Origin of the sequence: Lentimicrobium saccharophilum (assembly GCF_001192835.1) — a bacterium.
GTDB classification, from domain to species: Bacteria; Bacteroidota; Bacteroidia; order Bacteroidales; family Lentimicrobiaceae; genus Lentimicrobium; species Lentimicrobium saccharophilum.
The window spans coordinates 2,943,373-2,962,176 of sequence record NZ_DF968182.1 but is presented as its reverse complement, the minus strand read 5'-3'; the positions used below and the strand labels follow the sequence as shown (position 1 = coordinate 2,962,176).

10 protein-coding genes are annotated in these 18,804 nt (G+C 49.6%); 8 read left to right on the top strand and 2 right to left on the bottom strand.

The genetic code is table 11. From position 1 onward, the window contains the following. The first annotated feature begins 1,020 nt into the window (after positions 1-1,020). The 8 genes from TBC1_RS11415 (at position 1,021) to TBC1_RS11380 (ending at position 16,610) form a co-directional block, all read left to right on the top strand. Positions 1,021-2,064 (top strand): glycoside hydrolase family 130 protein, encoded by a 1,044-nt coding sequence (locus TBC1_RS11415; RefSeq protein WP_062042376.1) that lies wholly within the window; start codon positions 1,021-1,023, stop codon positions 2,062-2,064. Between the two features lie 13 nt (positions 2,065-2,077). Continuing rightward, positions 2,078-3,337, top strand: coding sequence for an MFS transporter (locus TBC1_RS11410; RefSeq protein WP_062042373.1), 1,260 nt, complete (start codon positions 2,078-2,080; stop codon positions 3,335-3,337). After that, positions 3,318-5,048, top strand: coding sequence for a D-glucuronyl C5-epimerase family protein (locus TBC1_RS11405; protein ID WP_394330758.1), 1,731 nt, complete (start codon positions 3,318-3,320; stop codon positions 5,046-5,048). Before TBC1_RS11410 ends, TBC1_RS11405 begins: the two co-directional genes overlap by 20 nt. Before the next feature lie 41 nt (positions 5,049-5,089). Beyond that, a complete protein-coding gene (locus TBC1_RS11400; protein ID WP_062042370.1) occupies positions 5,090-8,182 on the top strand; it encodes a SusC/RagA family TonB-linked outer membrane protein in 3,093 nt (1,030 codons plus the stop codon). A gap of 12 nt (positions 8,183-8,194) precedes the next feature. After that, positions 8,195-9,715, top strand: coding sequence for a RagB/SusD family nutrient uptake outer membrane protein (locus TBC1_RS11395; RefSeq protein ID WP_236695659.1), 1,521 nt, complete (start codon positions 8,195-8,197; stop codon positions 9,713-9,715). An 85-nt stretch (positions 9,716-9,800) separates the two neighbouring features. Further along, positions 9,801-10,859: a LamG domain-containing protein gene (locus TBC1_RS11390; protein ID WP_062042367.1), complete on the top strand. Its 1,059-nt coding sequence runs from the start codon at positions 9,801-9,803 to the stop codon at positions 10,857-10,859. 104 nt (positions 10,860-10,963) lie between these two features. Beyond that, positions 10,964-14,080 (top strand): LamG-like jellyroll fold domain-containing protein, encoded by a 3,117-nt coding sequence (locus TBC1_RS11385; RefSeq protein ID WP_062042364.1) that lies wholly within the window; start codon positions 10,964-10,966, stop codon positions 14,078-14,080. A 175-nt stretch (positions 14,081-14,255) separates the two neighbouring features. Continuing rightward, positions 14,256-16,610 (top strand): hypothetical protein, encoded by a 2,355-nt coding sequence (locus TBC1_RS11380; protein WP_201781659.1) that lies wholly within the window; start codon positions 14,256-14,258, stop codon positions 16,608-16,610. Positions 16,611-17,247: 637 nt separating this feature from the next. On the opposite strand, the gene TBC1_RS11375 is transcribed toward TBC1_RS11380, so the two are convergent. Further along, positions 17,248-17,904, bottom strand: coding sequence for a CoA transferase subunit B (locus TBC1_RS11375; protein ID WP_062042359.1), 657 nt, complete (start codon positions 17,902-17,904; stop codon positions 17,248-17,250). Between the two features lie 167 nt (positions 17,905-18,071). After that, positions 18,072-18,761: a CoA transferase subunit A gene (locus tag TBC1_RS11370; protein WP_062042355.1), complete on the bottom strand. Its 690-nt coding sequence runs from the start codon at positions 18,759-18,761 to the stop codon at positions 18,072-18,074. Between the last annotated feature and the right edge of the window lie 43 nt (positions 18,762-18,804).

Sequence of the window (18,804 nt, the reverse complement as noted above, 5' to 3'; positions counted from 1 at the left end):
CCCCGTCCTTTGTCTTCTTGTCCGTTTTTTTGGAAACTAAAGAATAATGTCCCAAAATCCAAAATCCGCCTTCCCCTTGTCACCCCGTCTCCTTGTCTCCTTGTCACTGTCTGAAGAGTATTCTTTTTCCATGAGAAGCCTATCCCTCGTCCCTCGTCCCTTCTTCAACGTCCCTCGTCCCTTTTATGCGTCCCTCGTTTCTTAATGAAAGGTTGAGGTTAAGGCTAAGGTTGAGGTTAAGGTTGAGGCTGAGGTTAAGAAATTATAGAAATCAGAAATTCTTTCAACCCCCAATTTCCTTGCCAGGGAAGGATTTTTAAATCCGCAATCTCTCGTTATCCGGCGATAGCCGTCTCCCGAGACAAGCGCAATCCAAAATCCGCAATCCCCTTATCACCCCGTCTCCTTGTCACTGTCTGAAGAGCATTTCTTTTCAGTGAGAAGTTCGTCCCTCGTCCCTTTTTTGCGTCCCTCGTTTCTTAATGAAAGGTTGAGGTTAAGGTCGAGACTGAGGTTAAGAAATTATAGAAATCAGAAATTCTTTCAACCCCCAATTTCCTTGCCAGGGAAGGATTTTTAATCCGCAATCTCTCGTTATCCGGCTATCGCCGTCTCCCGAGACAAGCAAAATCCATAATCCGCCTTCCCCTTGTCACCCCGTCTCCTTGTCTCCTTGTCACTGTCTGAAGAGCATTTCTTTTCAGTGAGAAGTTCGTCCCTCGTCCCGGACCCTGAGCGTGCACCCTGAGCGGAGTCGATGGGGAGCCGAAGGGCCGTCCCTCGTCCCTTTTTTGCGTCCCTCGTCCCTTTTTTGCGTCCCTCGTCCCTTCTTCACTGATATTCTTCACATTCCGGACTCCGCCGGACAAGATACGGACTCTTCCGGACGCCATTTTCCGCAATCGATTGTAATTTTGGAAATGACAAAAAAACGGAACTTCTCCCAGTCGGACAAGAACAGAGTTTTAGTTCATAAGGAGATTTAAAATCCAATATTCAGAAATTAATATACCTTATAATATGGACATTGCAAAACGTTTTCCTCAGAACCCCCTGCTTCGCCCTGCCGATCTGAAACCGGGCATCAAAGGAATGGAAATCACCTGTCTGCTGAACCCCGGGGTTTTCCGGTACAACGGAAAAGTGTGGCTGTTGCTGCGCGTAGCCGAGCGGCCGGCACAGGTTGAAGGGAAAATCAGTTTTCCGGTGTATAACAGTAAAGGAGAGATTGAAATCCTGAGTTTCGGTAAAGACGATCCCGACCTCGACGCTTCCGATCCACGGGTAATCAACTATAAGAAGAAGGATTACCTTACTACACTGAGCTATTTGCGACTTGTATGCAGCGACGACGGCATCCGTTTTTACGAACCGGAAGGATATCCTCCCATTTTCGGTAAAGGGGAGCTGGAGACCTTCGGCATTGAAGACTGCCGTGTGGCCACGATGGATGACGGCTTCAGCCTCACCTTCACCGAAGTTTCCGAATTTGGCGTGGGTGTCGGACTTATCCGCACCGGAGACTGGAAGAATTTCACCCGTGAGGGGATGATTTTCCCGCCCCACAATAAGGACTGTGCTATCTTTGAAGAGAAAATCAACGGGAAATACTATGCCCTGCACCGTCCCAGCAGTCCCGAACTCGGCGGCAACTACATATGGGTGGCTGAGTCGCCCGATATGATTCACTGGGGCAGGCACAAGTGCATCGCTACCTCCCGTCCTGACATGTGGGATTCGGCCCGTGTAGGCGCCGGAGCAGCCCCCATCCGTACCGAAAAAGGATGGCTTGAGATTTATCACGGTGCCAACAAAGACCATCGTTATTGCCTGGGCGCGCTGCTGCTCGACATCAACGACCCCACTAAAGTACTGGCGCGCAGCACCGAACCCATCATGGAGCCCTTACAGCCTTACGAACAGACCGGTTTCTTCGGGAATGTGGTATTCACCAACGGGCATTATATTGACGGCGACACCATTTATATGTATTACGGCGCCAGCGATGAAGTGATCTGTGGCGCCTCCCTGTCGGTTTCCGAAATACTTTCCACCCTGATCTGACAAACGGTACACTATGAAAAACAAGCTGACAGCCGAATATCGCTTCTTCCTGTCGATGCCCCACAATATGCGGGTGCTGTTGATCACCAATATGCTTTACGCGCTGGTGCTGCCCGTGGTTGAGATATTTATGGCGGCCTACATCATGCGCTCCTTCGACGATACCGGTTTTGTGGCCATTTTTCAGGTAGCCATGTATACCGGCATCATCATTACCTCCCTTACCAACGGATTTCTGCTGAAACATTTTAAGGTGGCACATCTTTACAGTTTCGGAATACTGCTGAGCGGTATTGCCATGGTCGGGATGATGTTTGTAAAAGACATCGCCCTTCCTGGACTGATTGTTTCCGGAACGCTCATCGGAGCGGCATCCGGCTTCTTCTGGACCAACCGTTACCTGATGGCGCTGACCTCCACCGCGGATGAAAACCGAAACTACTTCTTCGGACTGGAATCCTTTTTCTTTACCGTATCCAACATTGCCGTTCCGCTGGTGATCGGAGCCCTGCTCGCATACATCGACGGCATGCAGTTTCTGGGCATTACCTTTGATGTGTATAAGGGCTACCGTATTGTTACCCTGGTCGTTTTCCTGATCACCATCCTGGCAACCTATTCACTGTCGCGGGGCAGGTTTGAAAATCCCGTACAGAAAGATTTTCTGTACTTCCGTTTCGACCGTTTGTGGAACAAGCAGATACTGCTTGCCGCGCTGAAAGGATTGGTTCAGGGCTTCCTGGTGACCGCCCCGGCCATGCTGATTATGAAATACGTAGGACAGGAAGGCTCGCTCGGGCTGATACAGGGTATCAGCGGCGGACTCACGGCCATCCTGATATACCTGCTGGGACGTTTCACCAAACCCAAACACAGGATTGCAGTATTCGGTTTTGGTATCACCCTTTTCCTCATTGGAACCATAGTGAACGGAATTGAGCTTTCGATGTTCGGAGTGATGGTATTTGTGCTGTGCAAGGTGTTTTTCCAGCCCCTGCACGATCTGGCCTATTACCCGATCATGATGAAGGTGATCGACGTGGTATCGAAAAAGGAAAACAGAAACAATTACGCTTACATCCTGAACCATGAATTCGGACTTTATGCCGGAAGGGTAATCGGACTTGGAATGTTTATTTTTCTTGCCTATGCCGTTTCGGAGACCTTCGCGCTGCGTTATGCCTTGATCATTGTTGCGGTACTCCAGATGCTGAGCATTCCGCTGGCTAAAAACATAATGAAAGAATCTTATGCTGAAAATCATGAAAGATAAAATATTTTTCGTTGCGGCATTGGCAATTGCCGTCGGGTTTTATTCCTGTACCACTGATCTGGGAGAGCCTGTTGCACAAACATCCATCCCCCGCATTGAGCAGATGCCACAGCTCCCTGCGCCTTTGAAAATCATCGACTGGAAGCAGAAAGCCCTGCAGTTCGACAGCCTCGCATTTGACTTTAACGCCACGACCCCCTATGCACCCTATATCTGGCTCGACAGCTCACGGCGCAACATCGACCAGGTAACCTACGGGCTTTATACCGTTATCGGGGATGTGCGTCAGCAACCGGGGAAGAACAAAGGGGAATTCCACGAAGCACTCACCTCATTGAATGCATTGGTAAGCGCCGGTTTGATCGGGATAGACAAAACAAATCAGCACGGTTATAATTTCGTGAAGATGTCGCAGAACTATTTCAACAGCGACAACGGCTGGAACATTGTTATGAACAACACCAATCCGGAGGTTGCTTTGTTAGGGGGCGGTTACGGACGCGACTGGTGGTACGATGTGTACCCCAATGTACTTTATTACGGCGTGGCGGCATTGTTTCCCGGTGTTGAGAATACCGAAAACATTCAGCGCACGGTGGCTGAGCAGTTTTATAAAGCCGATTCGGTTCTGGGAGGCAATTACGATTATTCCTATTTCGATTATGCCCGGATGAAAGGGATGCGCAACCACATACCCTGGCAGCAGGATGCGGCCGGAGGTCATGCGTATGTCCTTTACTCGGCTTATCAGAAATTCGGCGACGAACGTTACCTTGAAGCTGCAAAACGTGCCACTGAAGCATTGGTAAATCAAAAGGAAAGTCGATTTTATGAGATACTTCAGCCGTTTGGCGCCTATACGGCCGCAAGGCTGAATGCCGAGAAGGGAACAAATTATGATATTACGCGCCTGCTTAACCATGCTTTTGACGGCTGCCAGTCAAAGGAAGGCCGTTACGGATGGGGGGTGATTGCCGACAAATGGGGCGATTTTGATGTATCGGGGATGCAGGGCAGCATTACCGACGGCGGCGGATACGGATTCTTTATGAATTCGGTAGCCATGGCCTGGCCGCTGGTGCCGCTGGTTAAGTATGAGCCTCAGTATGCCAGGGCTATAGGCCGCTACATGCTGAATGTTGTAAATGCCTCACGGCTTTTCTATCCCGACCAGATTGAAGATAAATACCAGTGGTTGCCGGAAAAGAAAAACATCACCAACGGAATTATAGGATACGAAGGCGTGCGGAAAACGGATGACCTGAACAATCCCGCCCTGGCAGGTGTAAGTCCGGTCGCCATCGGCGATGGTCCCAAGTGGGTTGAAGGCCAGCCCGAAGAATCCATGTTCAGCCTCTACAGCACTTCCATTGCAGGGGTATTCGGTGCGATTGTTAATACCACGGATGTTGAAGGAATACTGATGCTTGACTGCAACGCTACCGATTTTTATGCATCTTATAATTATCCGGTTTTCCTGATCTACAATCCTTACGGCGAAGCCAGAACCATCAGCATTAACACAGATGGTTCGTCCGACCTCTTCGACATCGTTTCTCGCACCTATTTAGCCAGGAATCTTCAGGATACCGGAACCATCGAAATTCCTGCCGGTGAGGCGGTGGTTATGGTGCAGCTTCCTTCCGGAACCCGTCTGAAGGCCGAAGGCCGTAAAATAAAAGCCGGAGATTCAGTAATTGCCTACCGGTAAACTGTGATTGCCACATCGTGTTATTCAAAAAATAAGCACACATGAAAAAACTGATTCTACTATTGACCATCATCCTGTCGGCGGGCACCATGCTGGCCCAGCAGGTTGTGCAGGGAACCGTTACCGATGCGAAAACGGGGGAAACCCTGATCGGGGTGACGGTACAGATTAAGGGAACCACCTCGGGAACCATCACGGATATTGAGGGTCGCTATCGCCTGGAATCCGACAGGCTGAATGCCTCTTCGGTGATTGTGTACTCCTATATCGGGTACAAATCCGTGGAAGAAACCCTTGGTAGCCGTGCATTGGTCAACGTACGCATGCAGGTGGAGCAAACCATGCTCGATGAGGTGGTGGTGATCGGTTATGGTACCGCCAAAAAACGTAACGTGCTGGGCGCCGTAACCCGCGTTGACAATACCGAGCTTACCCGCATGCCGGTTGCCGGCGTTGACCAGGCGCTTCAGGGAAGGGCCGCCGGGGTTCAGGTGACCCAGAATACCGGAGCTCCCGGAGAAGGCGTCGCGGTTAGAATCAGGGGAACGGGTTCCATTAATTCAAGCAATGCCCCGCTTTACATCGTGGATGGTATTGCTACCGCCGATGCGCTCAGAATACTGGCTCCTGGTGATATAGAAAACATTACGGTGCTTAAGGATGCTTCTGCTGCTGCCATCTACGGATCGCGCGCCAACAACGGAGTGGTGCTGATTACCACCAAAAAGGGAAAAGCCGGTAAAACGACCGTAACCTATCGCGGACAAACCGGGATTCAGCAGGCGGTCAGGCTTACGCCCATGGTCAATACACAGGATTATGTTACCATATACAACGAAGCGGCGGTCAACGATAACAAATATCTGCCTGCCGGTTTGCAGCGCAGCCTGATCAGCGCGGAGGATGCCGCCCGTTTTTCGGACATCAACTATGTGGATGAGTTGCTCCGGACCGCTCCGGTAAATTCGCACGAGTTTTCGGTTTCAGGCGGAAGTGAAAAAACAAACTACCTTTTATCGGCGTCGTTTTACGATCAGCGTGGAATCATTAAAAATACCGGTTATACCCGCGGTACCGCGCGTCTGGATGTTACAACGGAAGCAAGTCCCTGGCTTACGGTGGGCATCAGCATGCTGGCCGGACTTTCCGACAACGATATCATCGGCAGTTCGGGCGACGGTTACGGCGGTAACGGGGGAAGTGTGGTCAGGTATGCCTTCTTCAGGAATCCGGCCATCCCAATTCAGTTTGAAGACGGAACCTATGTTGACCGGCCGGCGGAATATTTCGGGGCACAGGTCTTTGATTCTTACCTCGGTGACGGGTACAATCCCATCGGGATGGCAGAATATAACGACAATAACCGCAAAGACGACAGCTATCTGGGCAAGGCATTTTTTACGGCAGCCATCACCGATAAACTCAAATTTACGACCAATCTGGGTATGGATTACCGGAATACCACAAATCGCCGTTTTAATCCCTCCTGGGGAACACTGAACCGCATTAACGCAAAGAACAGCCTGAGTGTCGGCAATGAGCGCATGGCAAACTGGACGGTGAATAACTTATTGAATTACGAAACTGCGTTCGGCGAAAAGCACAATTTTTCTGCTATGGCCGGTTTTGAGGCCATCCGTAATCAGGGAAGGGGCCTTTATTCCAGCGATATGGATTTCCCCGTACAGCAGGAAGAACTGATCTTTATCGGCAACGGACTGGGTGAAAAAATCACCAGTCAGAACGAGTATAGCTCTGCCCTGGCTTCATTTTTCGGCCGTGTCAATTACGAATACAACGGCCGGTATTACTTCTCGGGGACCATCAGGAGGGATGGATCCTCGAGATTTACCGGCGACAACAAATGGGGAACGTTTTTCTCGGCTTCCGCCGGATGGATTCTGAAGGAAGAAGATTTCCTGAAGGATGTTGACTGGCTGCAGAACCTCAAACTGAGGGCCGGATATGGTGCCATCGGAAATCAGGAGATAGGGCTGTACGCATACAGCGACCGGATTTCGCCCTATTTCAACTATCCTTTCGGAGGAGTGCCGGCTTCGGGCTATGCACAAACAGCCCTTGGCAACGAAAAACTGAAATGGGAAACCAGTTACCAGTATAATGCAGGCATTGATGCGGAGATATGGAAGGGTGCCCTGGCGTTCTCCATCGACTACTTCTATAAAGTTACCGCTGATATGCTGGTGAAAGCCCCCAATCCTCCTTCTACCGGAAATGCCGATGCTGCCTGGATCAACAGCGGATCGGTGCTGAATACCGGGGTGGAGTTGGAAGCCATCTACCGCAAAAACATGAGGGATTGGGGTTATTCAGTTGGCGGAAACGTCGCCTTCCTGCACAACGAAGTGCTTGAACTGGATGCGCCTTTATTCGGCGGAAGGGTGGAGTCGGGAATTTTTGCCACCCGCACCGAAGTAGGTCAGCCCATCGGCGCGTTCTACCTGCTGGAGATGGAAGGCATTTTCCAGAATGAAACGGATGTGCTGTTATCGGCCTATCAGGGTAATAATATCCGACCCGGCGATGTTAAATTTAAAGATCAGAATGGCGACGGGGTGATTGATAACAATGACCGGGTATTTCTGGGCAGCGCCATTCCGAAGTTCACCACGGGCATTAACCTGAACGCTTATTACAAGGCGTTTGATATCAACCTCTTCTTCCAGGGTGCATTTGGTCATAAGATCTACATGCAGGTAAATCAGGATATTGAAGGATTCTACCGCGGATTTACCGTTACGCAGCGTTATTTTGATGAGCGCTGGACCGGAGAAGGGACATCCGACACCCAGCCCAGGCCGGCATGGACCGCCAAATCGAACAACGCCAGACCTTCCAGCCGCTTCCTCGAAGACGGATCGTACATGCGGCTTAAGAATCTTCAGGTAGGGTATACCTTCAGCAATAACCTGCTGGAAAGGTTGAAAATGGAGAAAGCCAGGGTTTACCTGTCGGGTACCAACCTGCTCACCTTTACGGCCTATCCCGGTCTTGATCCGGAAATGACCGTCAGCGACAACTCAAAGGATGAAGGTGACCGGGCCGGTGGTATCGACTGGGGAACCTATCCTTCGGCAATGACAATCATGCTGGGAATCGATATAACCTTTTAATCCGCGAAGGCCATGAAAAAAAGATATATTACTTCAGAAACTGATAACGGTAAAATGCGTAATCCGGCATCCCGGTTTATGCGGATGGTGGCAGCATTGCTACTACTGCTTCCGGTTGCAGCTTGTACCGATTTCCTTACGGAAGACCTGAAAGGCGATTTTGCTTCGGATACCTTTTTCCAGAACGACAAGCAGGCCATTCAAGCCATTAACGGTGTATACAATGCCATTGCATTCAACAGTTTCAACAATGCAATCTGGGTTTTTGGTGATGTGGCTTCCGATGATGCGGTAAAAGGCGGAAATCCGGGCGACCAGGCAGAAATCACCTACATCGACGAGTTTTTCGCCGACGCCAATAACGGTATCATCAACAATTACTGGAAGTTTGCTTATGAGGCCATTGCCCGGGCAAATAATGTAATCGCCAATGTTCCGGCTGTGGAGATGGATGAAATCCTCAGGAACCGGATCATCGGGGAGGCCAGGTTCATCCGGGCATATACGTATTTTCACCTGGTCAACGTTTTCGGGAAAGTTCCCTTGAAGCTCATGCCCCAACTTACACAGGAAACCATTCATGTTCCCCTGAGTGAGGTTCCGGCCATCTATCAGCAGATAGAAAAAGACCTGAACGACGCCGCTGCGGTGTTGCCGGATTCTTATGGTTCAACCGATGCCGGGCGCGTTACCCGAGGAGCGGCGCTTGGTTTGCTGGGCAAAGTCAGCCTGTACCAGAACAAGTGGCAGGAAGCTGTTAACTATTTCCACCAGCTTGAAAACCTGGGCGTTTACGGACTGCTTGACAACTATTCCGACAATTTTAAGGTGGCCTTTAAAAACAACAAAGAAGCCATTTTTGAAATCCAGCATCTTACGGGTCAGAATCCCTTTATGGGGAATGCCCTGAACCAGTGGTTTGCACCTGCAGCCGAAGGAGGGTATTACTTCAATGCCCCTACCCAAAGCCTGGTGAATGCGTTTGAGATAAGCACCACCGGAGAAGCAGACCCCCGGCTGGATGCCAGTATTGGACGCGACGGACAGCCATGGCTGAACGGAGAAATTTTCAGCGCTGCATGGTCGCCGACAGGCTTCCTGACCAAAAAGCACCAGCAGCCCTTGTCGGAGGTTCCTTCCTCCCTGAAAGGCGACGGGGACCTGAATTACACTTACCTGCGTTATGCCGATGTGTTGCTGATGAAAGCCGAGGCGTTCAACGAGCTGAATAATGCCGACTCGGCCCTGGCAAACCTGAATAAGGTAAGGCAGCGCGCCCGTAACAGCTTTGATGGAAACGCTCCGGCCGATCTGCTTGCGGATGTTACTACTTCGAACAAGGATCAATTGCGTACAGCCATTCAGAAGGAACGCAGAACCGAACTTGCCCAGGAATTCCACCGCTATTTCGACCTGATGCGCTGGGGCAAAGCTGTTGCCGAGGCTGCACTGGGTGCCGATTTTAACTTTGAAGCCAACAGGTATCAGCCGTTACCACAGGCAGAAATTGATGCCAATCAGGCGATCCCTTAAGGATATTGCTGAGAAAAACACTACAAACATTTTAACTGGAATCTCAATCAATCAACCTAATCAATAACCCTAAAACCAAAGTAAAATGAAAAACCTGATGAAACTGCACACCCTGCTGCTTATGCTCTTCGTAAGTACCGCCCTGATCCTCGGATCGTGCAAGGACGACGACGATGACATCGTAGAAGGCGACAAGACTGAATTGAATGCTTTGATTGCACAGGCTGACGCTATTGCTGCCGCTGCCACTTCTGCCGACTATCCGCAGTCAGCCATTGATGCATTCAAGACAACGCTTCAGACAGTAAAAGACGCCGTTGCCACTCCGCTTACCCAGGAGCAGATCAACAACCTGATTGTTCAGCTTAATGCTGCAATGGAAACCTTTGATTCTCAGGCCTACGGGTATATTGACGAATCACTCTACCTGAACGCCGGCTGGCATTTTGATGAAGGTTCGGGATCTACCGCAACCGCTTATTCTGCCACCCAGCATGTAGCCACCTTCTTCCGCGGCAATACCGTAATTCTTGGCAACGATGCCATGATGCCCAGCTGGACCGACGGAGTAAAAGGCAAAGCCGTTTATTTCAATAAGGGCGCTCACCTTGAAGTTCCCTACACCAACTCATTCCTGCCTGCAAACCTCACCATTTCGGTATGGGTGAAACCCGACGAACTCTATGAGCACAATTACATTGTTTCACAGAATTACTGGAATGGTTACAAACTGCAGACCCAGGGCGGCGGAAAACCTTTCTTTACCTATAAGAAAATCGACGGAGGTATCATTGATGCCGACAACGAAACCGACAACTCCATCAAGGTTGCACAGTGGAACCACATCGTGGTTTCGGTAAATGCAACCACCAAAGAATTGAAATTCTATGTTGATGGAACCCTCACCAAGACCTGGACGGAAACCGACAAAAACATCGGGCCCCTGCTCCAGACACTTGAGAATGCACAGCCTTTCATTATCGGCGGCGTTGCTACCGATGCTGAACTTGCTGCAAACTTTATGGAGTGGACTACCGCCGAAAACCTCGGTTACTTCAAAGGTGCGATCGATGAACTGAAGATCTACAACATCGCGCTCACCGACGGACAGGTATCCAAACTCTATAACGACGAAAAACCGTAATTGGTTGGTTGGTTAATATAGTGTGTTTGAAGGATGGGCCCAACCGAACCGGTTTGCCGGAGGCAGGTTGGGCCTTCCTTTTTTAATCCATTGATGATTTTACGATGAAAAACAGATATCTCATTCCCATTTTAGCCCTCCTGGCTTTTCCGGGGTTCTCCCAGACCGGACAACTGAACATCAGCCGCATAACCCAGATGCCCGATCTGCCATCTCCGTTGTTGATCCGGGATTGGAATGAAGTTACCATCAATTACGATAATTTCGTTTTTGATATGCAAAAAACCGGACAATATCTGCCGCTGTCACGATTGGGAACGCAGGGTCAGTTCAATTATCCCGACAATATTCCGGTCTTCCTCGATTCTTACGTTGGTGCCAATGGCCACCTCAACCAGGCAGAAGCCATTAACATCATGCCAGCCATTATCGGGGCTTCGCTGGCGGGTGTAGATAAAAGCAATCAGAACGGCATAAACTGGGTGGCGAAGACAAAGGATTTTTTCAATTCCAAAAACGGGCAGAACGTTTATCTGAATAACTATTCCACCACCTCGGGCGGCGATTGGTGGTACGATATGATGCCCAACGTTTACTTTTATCAGCTGAAATCATTGTATCCCGATGCCGCGCCCGAATACGGCAGCCAGTTTACCACCGTTGCCGACCGCTGGTTATGGGCGGTTCAGCAGCTTGGCGGAAGTACCACGCCGTGGACGGTTCCGTATATGAATTACAGGGCCTTTAACCTGGCAACCGGATTACCCCTGACCACCGGTGTACCCGAACCTGAGTCGGCCGGAAGCATCGCCTGGCTGCTTTACAACGCTTACACAGAAACGGGTGATAGAAAATACATGGAAGGTGCTCAGCTAGCCATGGACTTTCTGGCCGGGTGGGAGACAAATCCTTCCTATGAATTGCAGCTCCCTTATGGAACACTCGCCGCTGCCAGAATGAATGCGGTGGAAGGAACCGCTTATCCGCTGCAAAAATTCCTTGACTGGTGTTTCGACCGCGGCGCTTTGCGCGGATGGGGCTCTATTTTCGGTAACTGGGGCGGTTACGATGTTTCGGGATTAATCGGCGAAGCCAACGATGGCGGCAACGATTATGCATTTATCATGAACGGATTTCAGCTGGCCGCGGCACTCGCGCCTTTGCCCAAATACGATAAGCGTTACGCAAAAGCCATCGCCAAATGGATACTGAATGTTACCAATGCCAGCCGGCTGATGTATTGGAATGCCCTGCCACAGGACAAACAGGATTCTTACACATGGGCGTCGGCCAACGATCCGGAAGCCTGTATTCCGTATGAATCGATGAAAGAAGTCTGGGGCGGCAAAACCCCCTTCGCCACCGGCGACGCCATCCGGGGCGGTTGGGCAGCCACCAATCTCTCGCTGTATAGCGGATCGAGCGTGGGATACCTGGCAGCCGTGGTCAAAACAACCAATGTGCCTGAAATACTTCAGATTGATCTGAACAAGACCGATTTTTATGGTCATAATAACCTTATTTCTTACTTGTACTTTAACCCAACGGCAAGCAGCAAACAGGTTCAGGTTAACCTGCCTTCGGGCACATTCGGCCTGTATGAAGCCATTACCGAAATCGTTTCTCAATCTTCATATACCGGCTCGGTGCAATTGACCATTCCGGCAGGAGAAGTCAGGCTTGTGCGCTTTTATGAATCAGGTCTGGTTCCGGAAGACAGTGAAGGAAAACTTTACGTCGGGGATGATATTCTCGATTATCACTACCAGTATGATTATTCCGAAAACCTGCGCGTAAAAGCACTTTCAACGGATCAGAATCCTGTGATTACCAATGCTGAATTCACCGCTTATTGCGAGCCGGGAAATACCGTACAGGGCCATCCGGTTCATTTTGAGTGGTTTCTGGATGATGTCCTGATTGAAGGTCAGAACCAGTCGCAGGCCGTGTTGACTGCACCTGCCGTTGAGGGTGTGATTGTGCTTAAGTGCAGGATTACTGCCAACGGACAAACCGCCGAAGATACCCTTCATATTCAGGTTGTTGACAGAATTCCGGCTCCTCCGGTGGTAAATGGCATTCAGGCTGCAACGCCTTATACGGCCGTCGGGGAAATGAATTCATTTACCGCGCTCGTCGATCCGGCGCCCGGTGAAGTGCTGGAATACGAATGGAGCGTTTCTTCCGGCTCGCTGAATCAGACGGACGCGAATCCCGTCAACTGGCTGGCACCGGGAACTCCGGGAGCCGGTACCATTTCGGTCACCGTAACCAATCAGGATCAGCTATCCACAACCATTTCCGCGGGATTGCTGGTAAAAGACACCACCCTTGGTACGCAAACGCCGCTGATCTGGTATCCTTTTGATTCGGATAACAGGAACATGATATCCGACCGCTTTCATGCAACCGTAAGCGGGGCAGTGAAAACGGAAGATCCGCGCGGAATGGCATCTGCTGCCTACCGGTTTACCGCAGGTTCAAACATTATTTATACCGACAACCATGCCGACCTTAATTTTGAGGACGCTGTAAGCCTTAGCTGCTGGGTAAAACTGGAACAGTTTGGTTCGGAACGGTTTATCGTTTCACACGGCTCCTGGCAGCAGCGCTGGAAACTGTCGGTTACCCCGGAAGGCTTTTTACGCTGGACGGTAAAAACCAGTACCGGGACATCGGATCTCGACGGATCGGCGCCCATTGAGCTGAACCGCTACTATCATGTTACGGCGCTTTATACCGGCTATTCTCTTGAACTGTATGTGGATGGCGTTTTGGATGTATTTAAGCCCTTTTCGGGCACGATTCAGCCTTCAACAAAGCCATTGACCATCGGACGCATGGACAACACGGAAACGCTCTATTCGCTTCGCGGAAGCGTGGATGAATTCAGGTTGTGGGACAAGGAAATTTCCATTCCTCAGATTGAAAAGTTGAAAAATCAGTGGGCAACGCCATTTGGAATTGAGGAGAATGAACCGATTGCGGCAGTATATCCCAATCCGGCAACGGATGTGGTTTTCGTGGAGTTTAAAGGGCATGAAAATGCTCGGAGTATTTCACTGATTTCTCCGGAAGGGAAAGAATTGAAAAATTTTAAAACAGTTAAAAGCATTGACCGGATTCAAGTCTCGGTTGCTGAGCTCCCGGCAGGGACCTATTTGCTTAAAATTATAGTGAATGATGGCAGAACGGTGAGCAGGAAGGTTATCGTAAAGTAAGAAAGGTTGAGGTTAAGGCTAAGGTTGAGGTTAAGAAATACTTTCCCTGTTAATTTCGAAGATTATGGCACATTTCAAATACAATTTATTGACTGTTTTTCTCTTTTCCGCAAATATATTATTCAGTAAGTACACGTTAAGCCAGAACCTTTTATTAAAAACTGCAGGCGATGAAATGTCAGGTTTTCGGGTTGAAATATACAAGGACACGAATCTGCTGTTAACCAACACCGAAGAATTTTCACTCCGTTTGTTCAACCTTGACCTGAGCACCATCACAGATTTAGATGGCTGGACTGGAAGGTATTGGGAAGGTGACGAAAAGCGCATTATCCTGAAAAGAGATTCATATATTCCTGAATTTGATGCCAACCTTTCGGTGAAGGTTACCTATGAGGTAGTTAATCCCGGCATCGTGAAAAAGACCGTGGAGCTGTTTCAGCCTTCCATGCCGGGCATGTATTATATTTTGCAGCAAACATCCAGACCTGCCGAAAAACCGCAACGTTATGTCAGTTTCGAATACGGGAATTATCCGGGAGGGTTTGTGCATGAAATCTATCCCGCCGCCGGTTTTATAACCCCGGGAAACGATGTTGTCGGATTTCTGACCGATGCCGGTTATAAAAATCAGTTTACCCGCAACACCCGTCGCCGTTTCAGCGGAAGAGGCGGGGGATTTGTCGGCATGCGGCGTTTACCGGATGTCAATCTGTTTGCCGTTGCTACTCCGGCGGAACAGGCGGGAAACAACCATTACATCCGGCAAACATTCGGTGAAATGCTCAACCTGGATGCCGGGACGGAAACTATGCTGCCGGTAACAGACAAATATCGGAAAGAAGGCAACGCAACAGTGCAGTGGAAGGACGGACTGCTCTCTATCACCGGTCATCCGGGAGGCAGGGCAGGAGTGGAGTTTATCACATCCTTTGAGGATCAGAAATTGTATACTATTTCCTTTCTCTGCAAAGGCAATACAGGCGTGGCGGTAAAACTTTTCCGGATGAAAAACGGCCGGAAAACCACCGAACTGGAACACGGGGTGAAATACATCGATAACTTTCCGGCCAACGAGGAGGAATGGACTCAGTTTAAAGGAAGCATTCTGGTGCCATATATTGAAAACGACAGCGTTTCCATGTTTATCGGCACGCAATCGGGCAGGGAATGCGAACTTCAGATAAAGGATCTTCAATTCACAGAGCATCTGCCGCAGCAGGAGGCGTTTAATTTGCTGCCCATGGGCGAAAAGGTTCTGAAAACCACCTATGTTTTTGTGGAACCCCGGGAATCGCACCAGCAGTTTATGATTTCGGCGCAAACGCGTCTTGCTGAAGCAAAAGGTTTTCACGGTTCACAGTTGGAGAAAATGTTGTACGCCAACTTCAATATGCTCACCTGGATCACCGATACCCGCGACTTTACACCCTTCAACGTTCCCAATATGAACTATGCGCCGGACATGTACAACCGCGATGCTTTCTTTTCGGTTGTATCGACCTATAACCGGGAGCTGAACCTTGCCATATGGGAACAGTGGGGAAAAACACAGACGCCTGCGGGAGGCGTTGGGACCATTATTACCCCGCTGATGGGTTCGGTGGAAGCAAAGGACAACGAAGCCACCATTCATTGGCTTATCTGGGCCATGCTGAATAAGCGAAGGTTCGGGGCTGAGCTTCCACACGAAAAAATTCAAAAAGCGGTTGATTATGTTTTGAATGAATTTGATGCCGACCGCGACGGGAAATGTTTCGCGCGGTTCCCTATGAGTCAGATCGACATCATTGATTTTGATCCCAAAACCGACCGGCTTGCCGTTAATCAGGGAATGCTGGCCATTGCCCTGAGAACGATTCAGGAGTTGGGATTTGATGTACCGGATGAACATATCCGTAAAGCCGAAGAGGAGTACCGGAACTTTTACGATCCGGAGCGCAGGCACCTGATGTTTGACCGTGAATTTCCGGATATAATTTCCCTGACGGATCTTGAACCCGAGTTTTTCTCACTCTGGCTTTTCAACAGGCCCATACTTACGGATGAAATGGTTCAAAACCACCTGGAGCAGATGCCGGTGCTGAACAAAGTTCCGCAGTCACCGCATCCGGAATACGGAACCACGGCTCCCATTCTTGTCAGAAAAACGAGGGATAAAAAAGGCTATTCATTCCTTACGGGCGATTATCAGCCTTTCGGAAAGTTTGGCGAAGACAATTACAGCAATGGCACGAACGACGGGTATTATTACAACGGCGGCAGCTGGTTCAGGGCTGAATATTGCGCTTACGTTGCCGGCCTGAAACATGGCTGGGAGCCTGCCGTTAAAAGAATGGAAAACAGAGTATGGGCGGAGATCTATCTGCATCCCGGATGGCCTTTCAGTAAGGAATTTATTCCAACAAAATATGCAACTACCGATAGCTGGTGGCCATCCACAAGGGGCTTGTGCTGGAATGTATTTATGCTGATGGCGAATGAAGTGGCGGGATTGAGAATGCCGGAGATGGATCCGGATTTTAGATGAGGTTGTGCTTCGACTTCGCTCAGCAACCAAGGTGGAGGTTAAGGTTGAGGCTGAGGTAAGAAGTAAGAAGTAGGAAGTAGGAAGTAAGAGGTAAGAAGTAAGACTGCAAATCCTGCGAGGTACTCAGATTTGGCAACGCAATGGTAATCCAGAAAAACTTTTCTTCTTTGAGCGGGGCTTTTCAAAAGGAACTGACAAGGAGACAAGGAGACGGGGTGACAAGGGGAAGGCGGATTTCTGATTTCTGATTTCTGAATTCGGATTTAGGGGCACTGTTGTGATGGGGAAGATAATGTTGAGGCTGAGGTTGAGATTTGAGGTAAGAAGTAAGACTGCAAATCCTGCGAGGTACTCAGATTTGGTAACGTAATGGTAATCCAAAAAAGCTTTGTGTCTTTGCGCGGGGCTTTTTCAAAAGAAACTGACAAGGGGACAAGGAGACGGGGTGACAAGGGGAAGATTGATTGGAGCATGGGTTTTCAATAGGAACTTGATAAAGTAGTAAGTCAGGAGAATGGAAAGAAAATGCAAAAAAAACAATTTCTGCGCCTTAGCAGCTTGTCCCGCTATGGCGGGGTCTTTGCGCGGGGTAAGGATGCGGAGGTTGAGGTTGAGGCAAGATGCTGGATGTTAGAAATCAGAATTTCATCTCCGGCACATCCCCCTCCACAATCAGCCGGGCTTCTGTAGCTGCTATAATTTCATCCACACTTACGCCGGGCGCCCGTTCGAGCAGTTTAAAGCCCTGGCCGGTAACTTCAATCACCGCCAGATCGCTTACGATTTTCTTCACACAGGCAACACCTGTCAGGGGCAGGGTACACTCCCTGAGCAGTTTCGACTGTCCGTCTTTGCTGCAGTGCTGCATGGCCACCACAATGTTTCTGGCTGAAGCCACCAGATCCATGGCGCCGCCCATGCCCTTCACCATTTTTCCCGGAATTTTCCATGAGGAAATATCTCCTTTTTCGCTGACTTCAAACGCACCCAGAACGGTCAGGTCGACGTGCCCGCCCCTTATCATGGCAAAGCTGGTGGATGAATCGAAAAACGATCCGCCCGGGAGCACCGTTACGGTTTGCTTGCCTGCATTGATCAGGTCGGGATCCGCCTGCCCTTTTTCGGGGAAAGGGCCCATGCCAAGCATCCCGTTTTCTGACTGCAGCACCACCTCAATGCCTTCAGGCACATAGTTGGCTACCAGGGTAGGAATGCCAATTCCGAGATTTACATAATACCCGTTTTTCAGTTCCTGTGAAATGCGTTGTGCAATCTGTTCTTTTGAAAGTGCCATTTTCTGTAAGCTTTTTTATATTGGAGGCCGGAAGTCAGGTTGAGGCTTAGGTTGAGGTTAAGGTTGAGGTTAAGGTTAAGGTAGGATTAGTAATTACGGCCCTTGTATCCAATAAATTACACTTTTGGAAATTAAAAATTAGGAATTAGGAATTAGAAATTTTCTATTCATCTTTCCGTCAACCTTTCAATCCGTTTTTCGTAGTCTTTCCCCTGAAAAATCCTTTGAACGAAGATTCCCGGGGTGTGTATCTGATTGGGATCGAGTTCTCCGGCAGGGACCAGTTCCTCCACCTCGGCAATGGTAATTTTACCGGCCATTGCCATGGCCTGGTTGAAGTTGTTGGCAGTATTCCGGTAGATCAGGTTCCCGTGGGTATCGCCTTTCCATGCTTTCACGATGGCGAAATCGGCAGTCAGGGCGTGTTCAAGCAGATGCGGTTTACTGTTGAATACCCGCACTTCCTTGCCTTCCGCCACTTCGGTGCCGTTACCGGCCGGGACAAAGAATGCCGGGATTCCGGCGCCACCGGCACGGCAGCGTTCGGCAAGCGTACCCTGAGGGATAAGCTCCACTTCGAGCTCTCCGCTTAGCAACTGACGTTCAAATTCTTCATTTTCGCCAACATAGGAAGAGATCATCTTACGGATCTTCCCCTTTTTAAGCAGAAGTCCGAGTCCGAAATCGTCCACACCGGCATTGTTTGAAATGCAGGTCAGTTCCTTTAACCCGCTTTCGGCCAGGGCGGTAATGCTGTTCTCCGGGATTCCGCTCAATCCGAAACCTCCGACCATCAGCGTCATTCCGTCGTGTATCCCCTCAATGGCTTCCCGGGCATTGGAAACAACTTTATTCATAAAGACACATGTTAATTAACAGATTAACACCTGTATGCTGTTT

Coding starts and splice junctions, on each gene's coding strand:
- TBC1_RS11415 (WP_062042376.1), top strand. CDS start 1,021: ATGGACATTGCAAAACGTTTTCCTCAGAACCCCCTGCTTCGCCCTGCC.
- TBC1_RS11390 (WP_062042367.1), top strand. CDS start 9,801: ATGAAAAACCTGATGAAACTGCACACCCTGCTGCTTATGCTCTTCGTA.
- TBC1_RS11400 (WP_062042370.1), top strand. CDS start 5,090: ATGAAAAAACTGATTCTACTATTGACCATCATCCTGTCGGCGGGCACC.
- TBC1_RS11370 (WP_062042355.1), bottom strand. CDS start 18,761: ATGAATAAAGTTGTTTCCAATGCCCGGGAAGCCATTGAGGGGATACAC.
- TBC1_RS11375 (WP_062042359.1), bottom strand. CDS start 17,904: ATGGCACTTTCAAAAGAACAGATTGCACAACGCATTTCACAGGAACTG.
- TBC1_RS11380 (WP_201781659.1), top strand. CDS start 14,256: ATGTCAGGTTTTCGGGTTGAAATATACAAGGACACGAATCTGCTGTTA.
- TBC1_RS11410 (WP_062042373.1), top strand. CDS start 2,078: ATGAAAAACAAGCTGACAGCCGAATATCGCTTCTTCCTGTCGATGCCC.
- TBC1_RS11385 (WP_062042364.1), top strand. CDS start 10,964: ATGAAAAACAGATATCTCATTCCCATTTTAGCCCTCCTGGCTTTTCCG.
- TBC1_RS11395 (WP_236695659.1), top strand. CDS start 8,195: ATGAAAAAAAGATATATTACTTCAGAAACTGATAACGGTAAAATGCGT.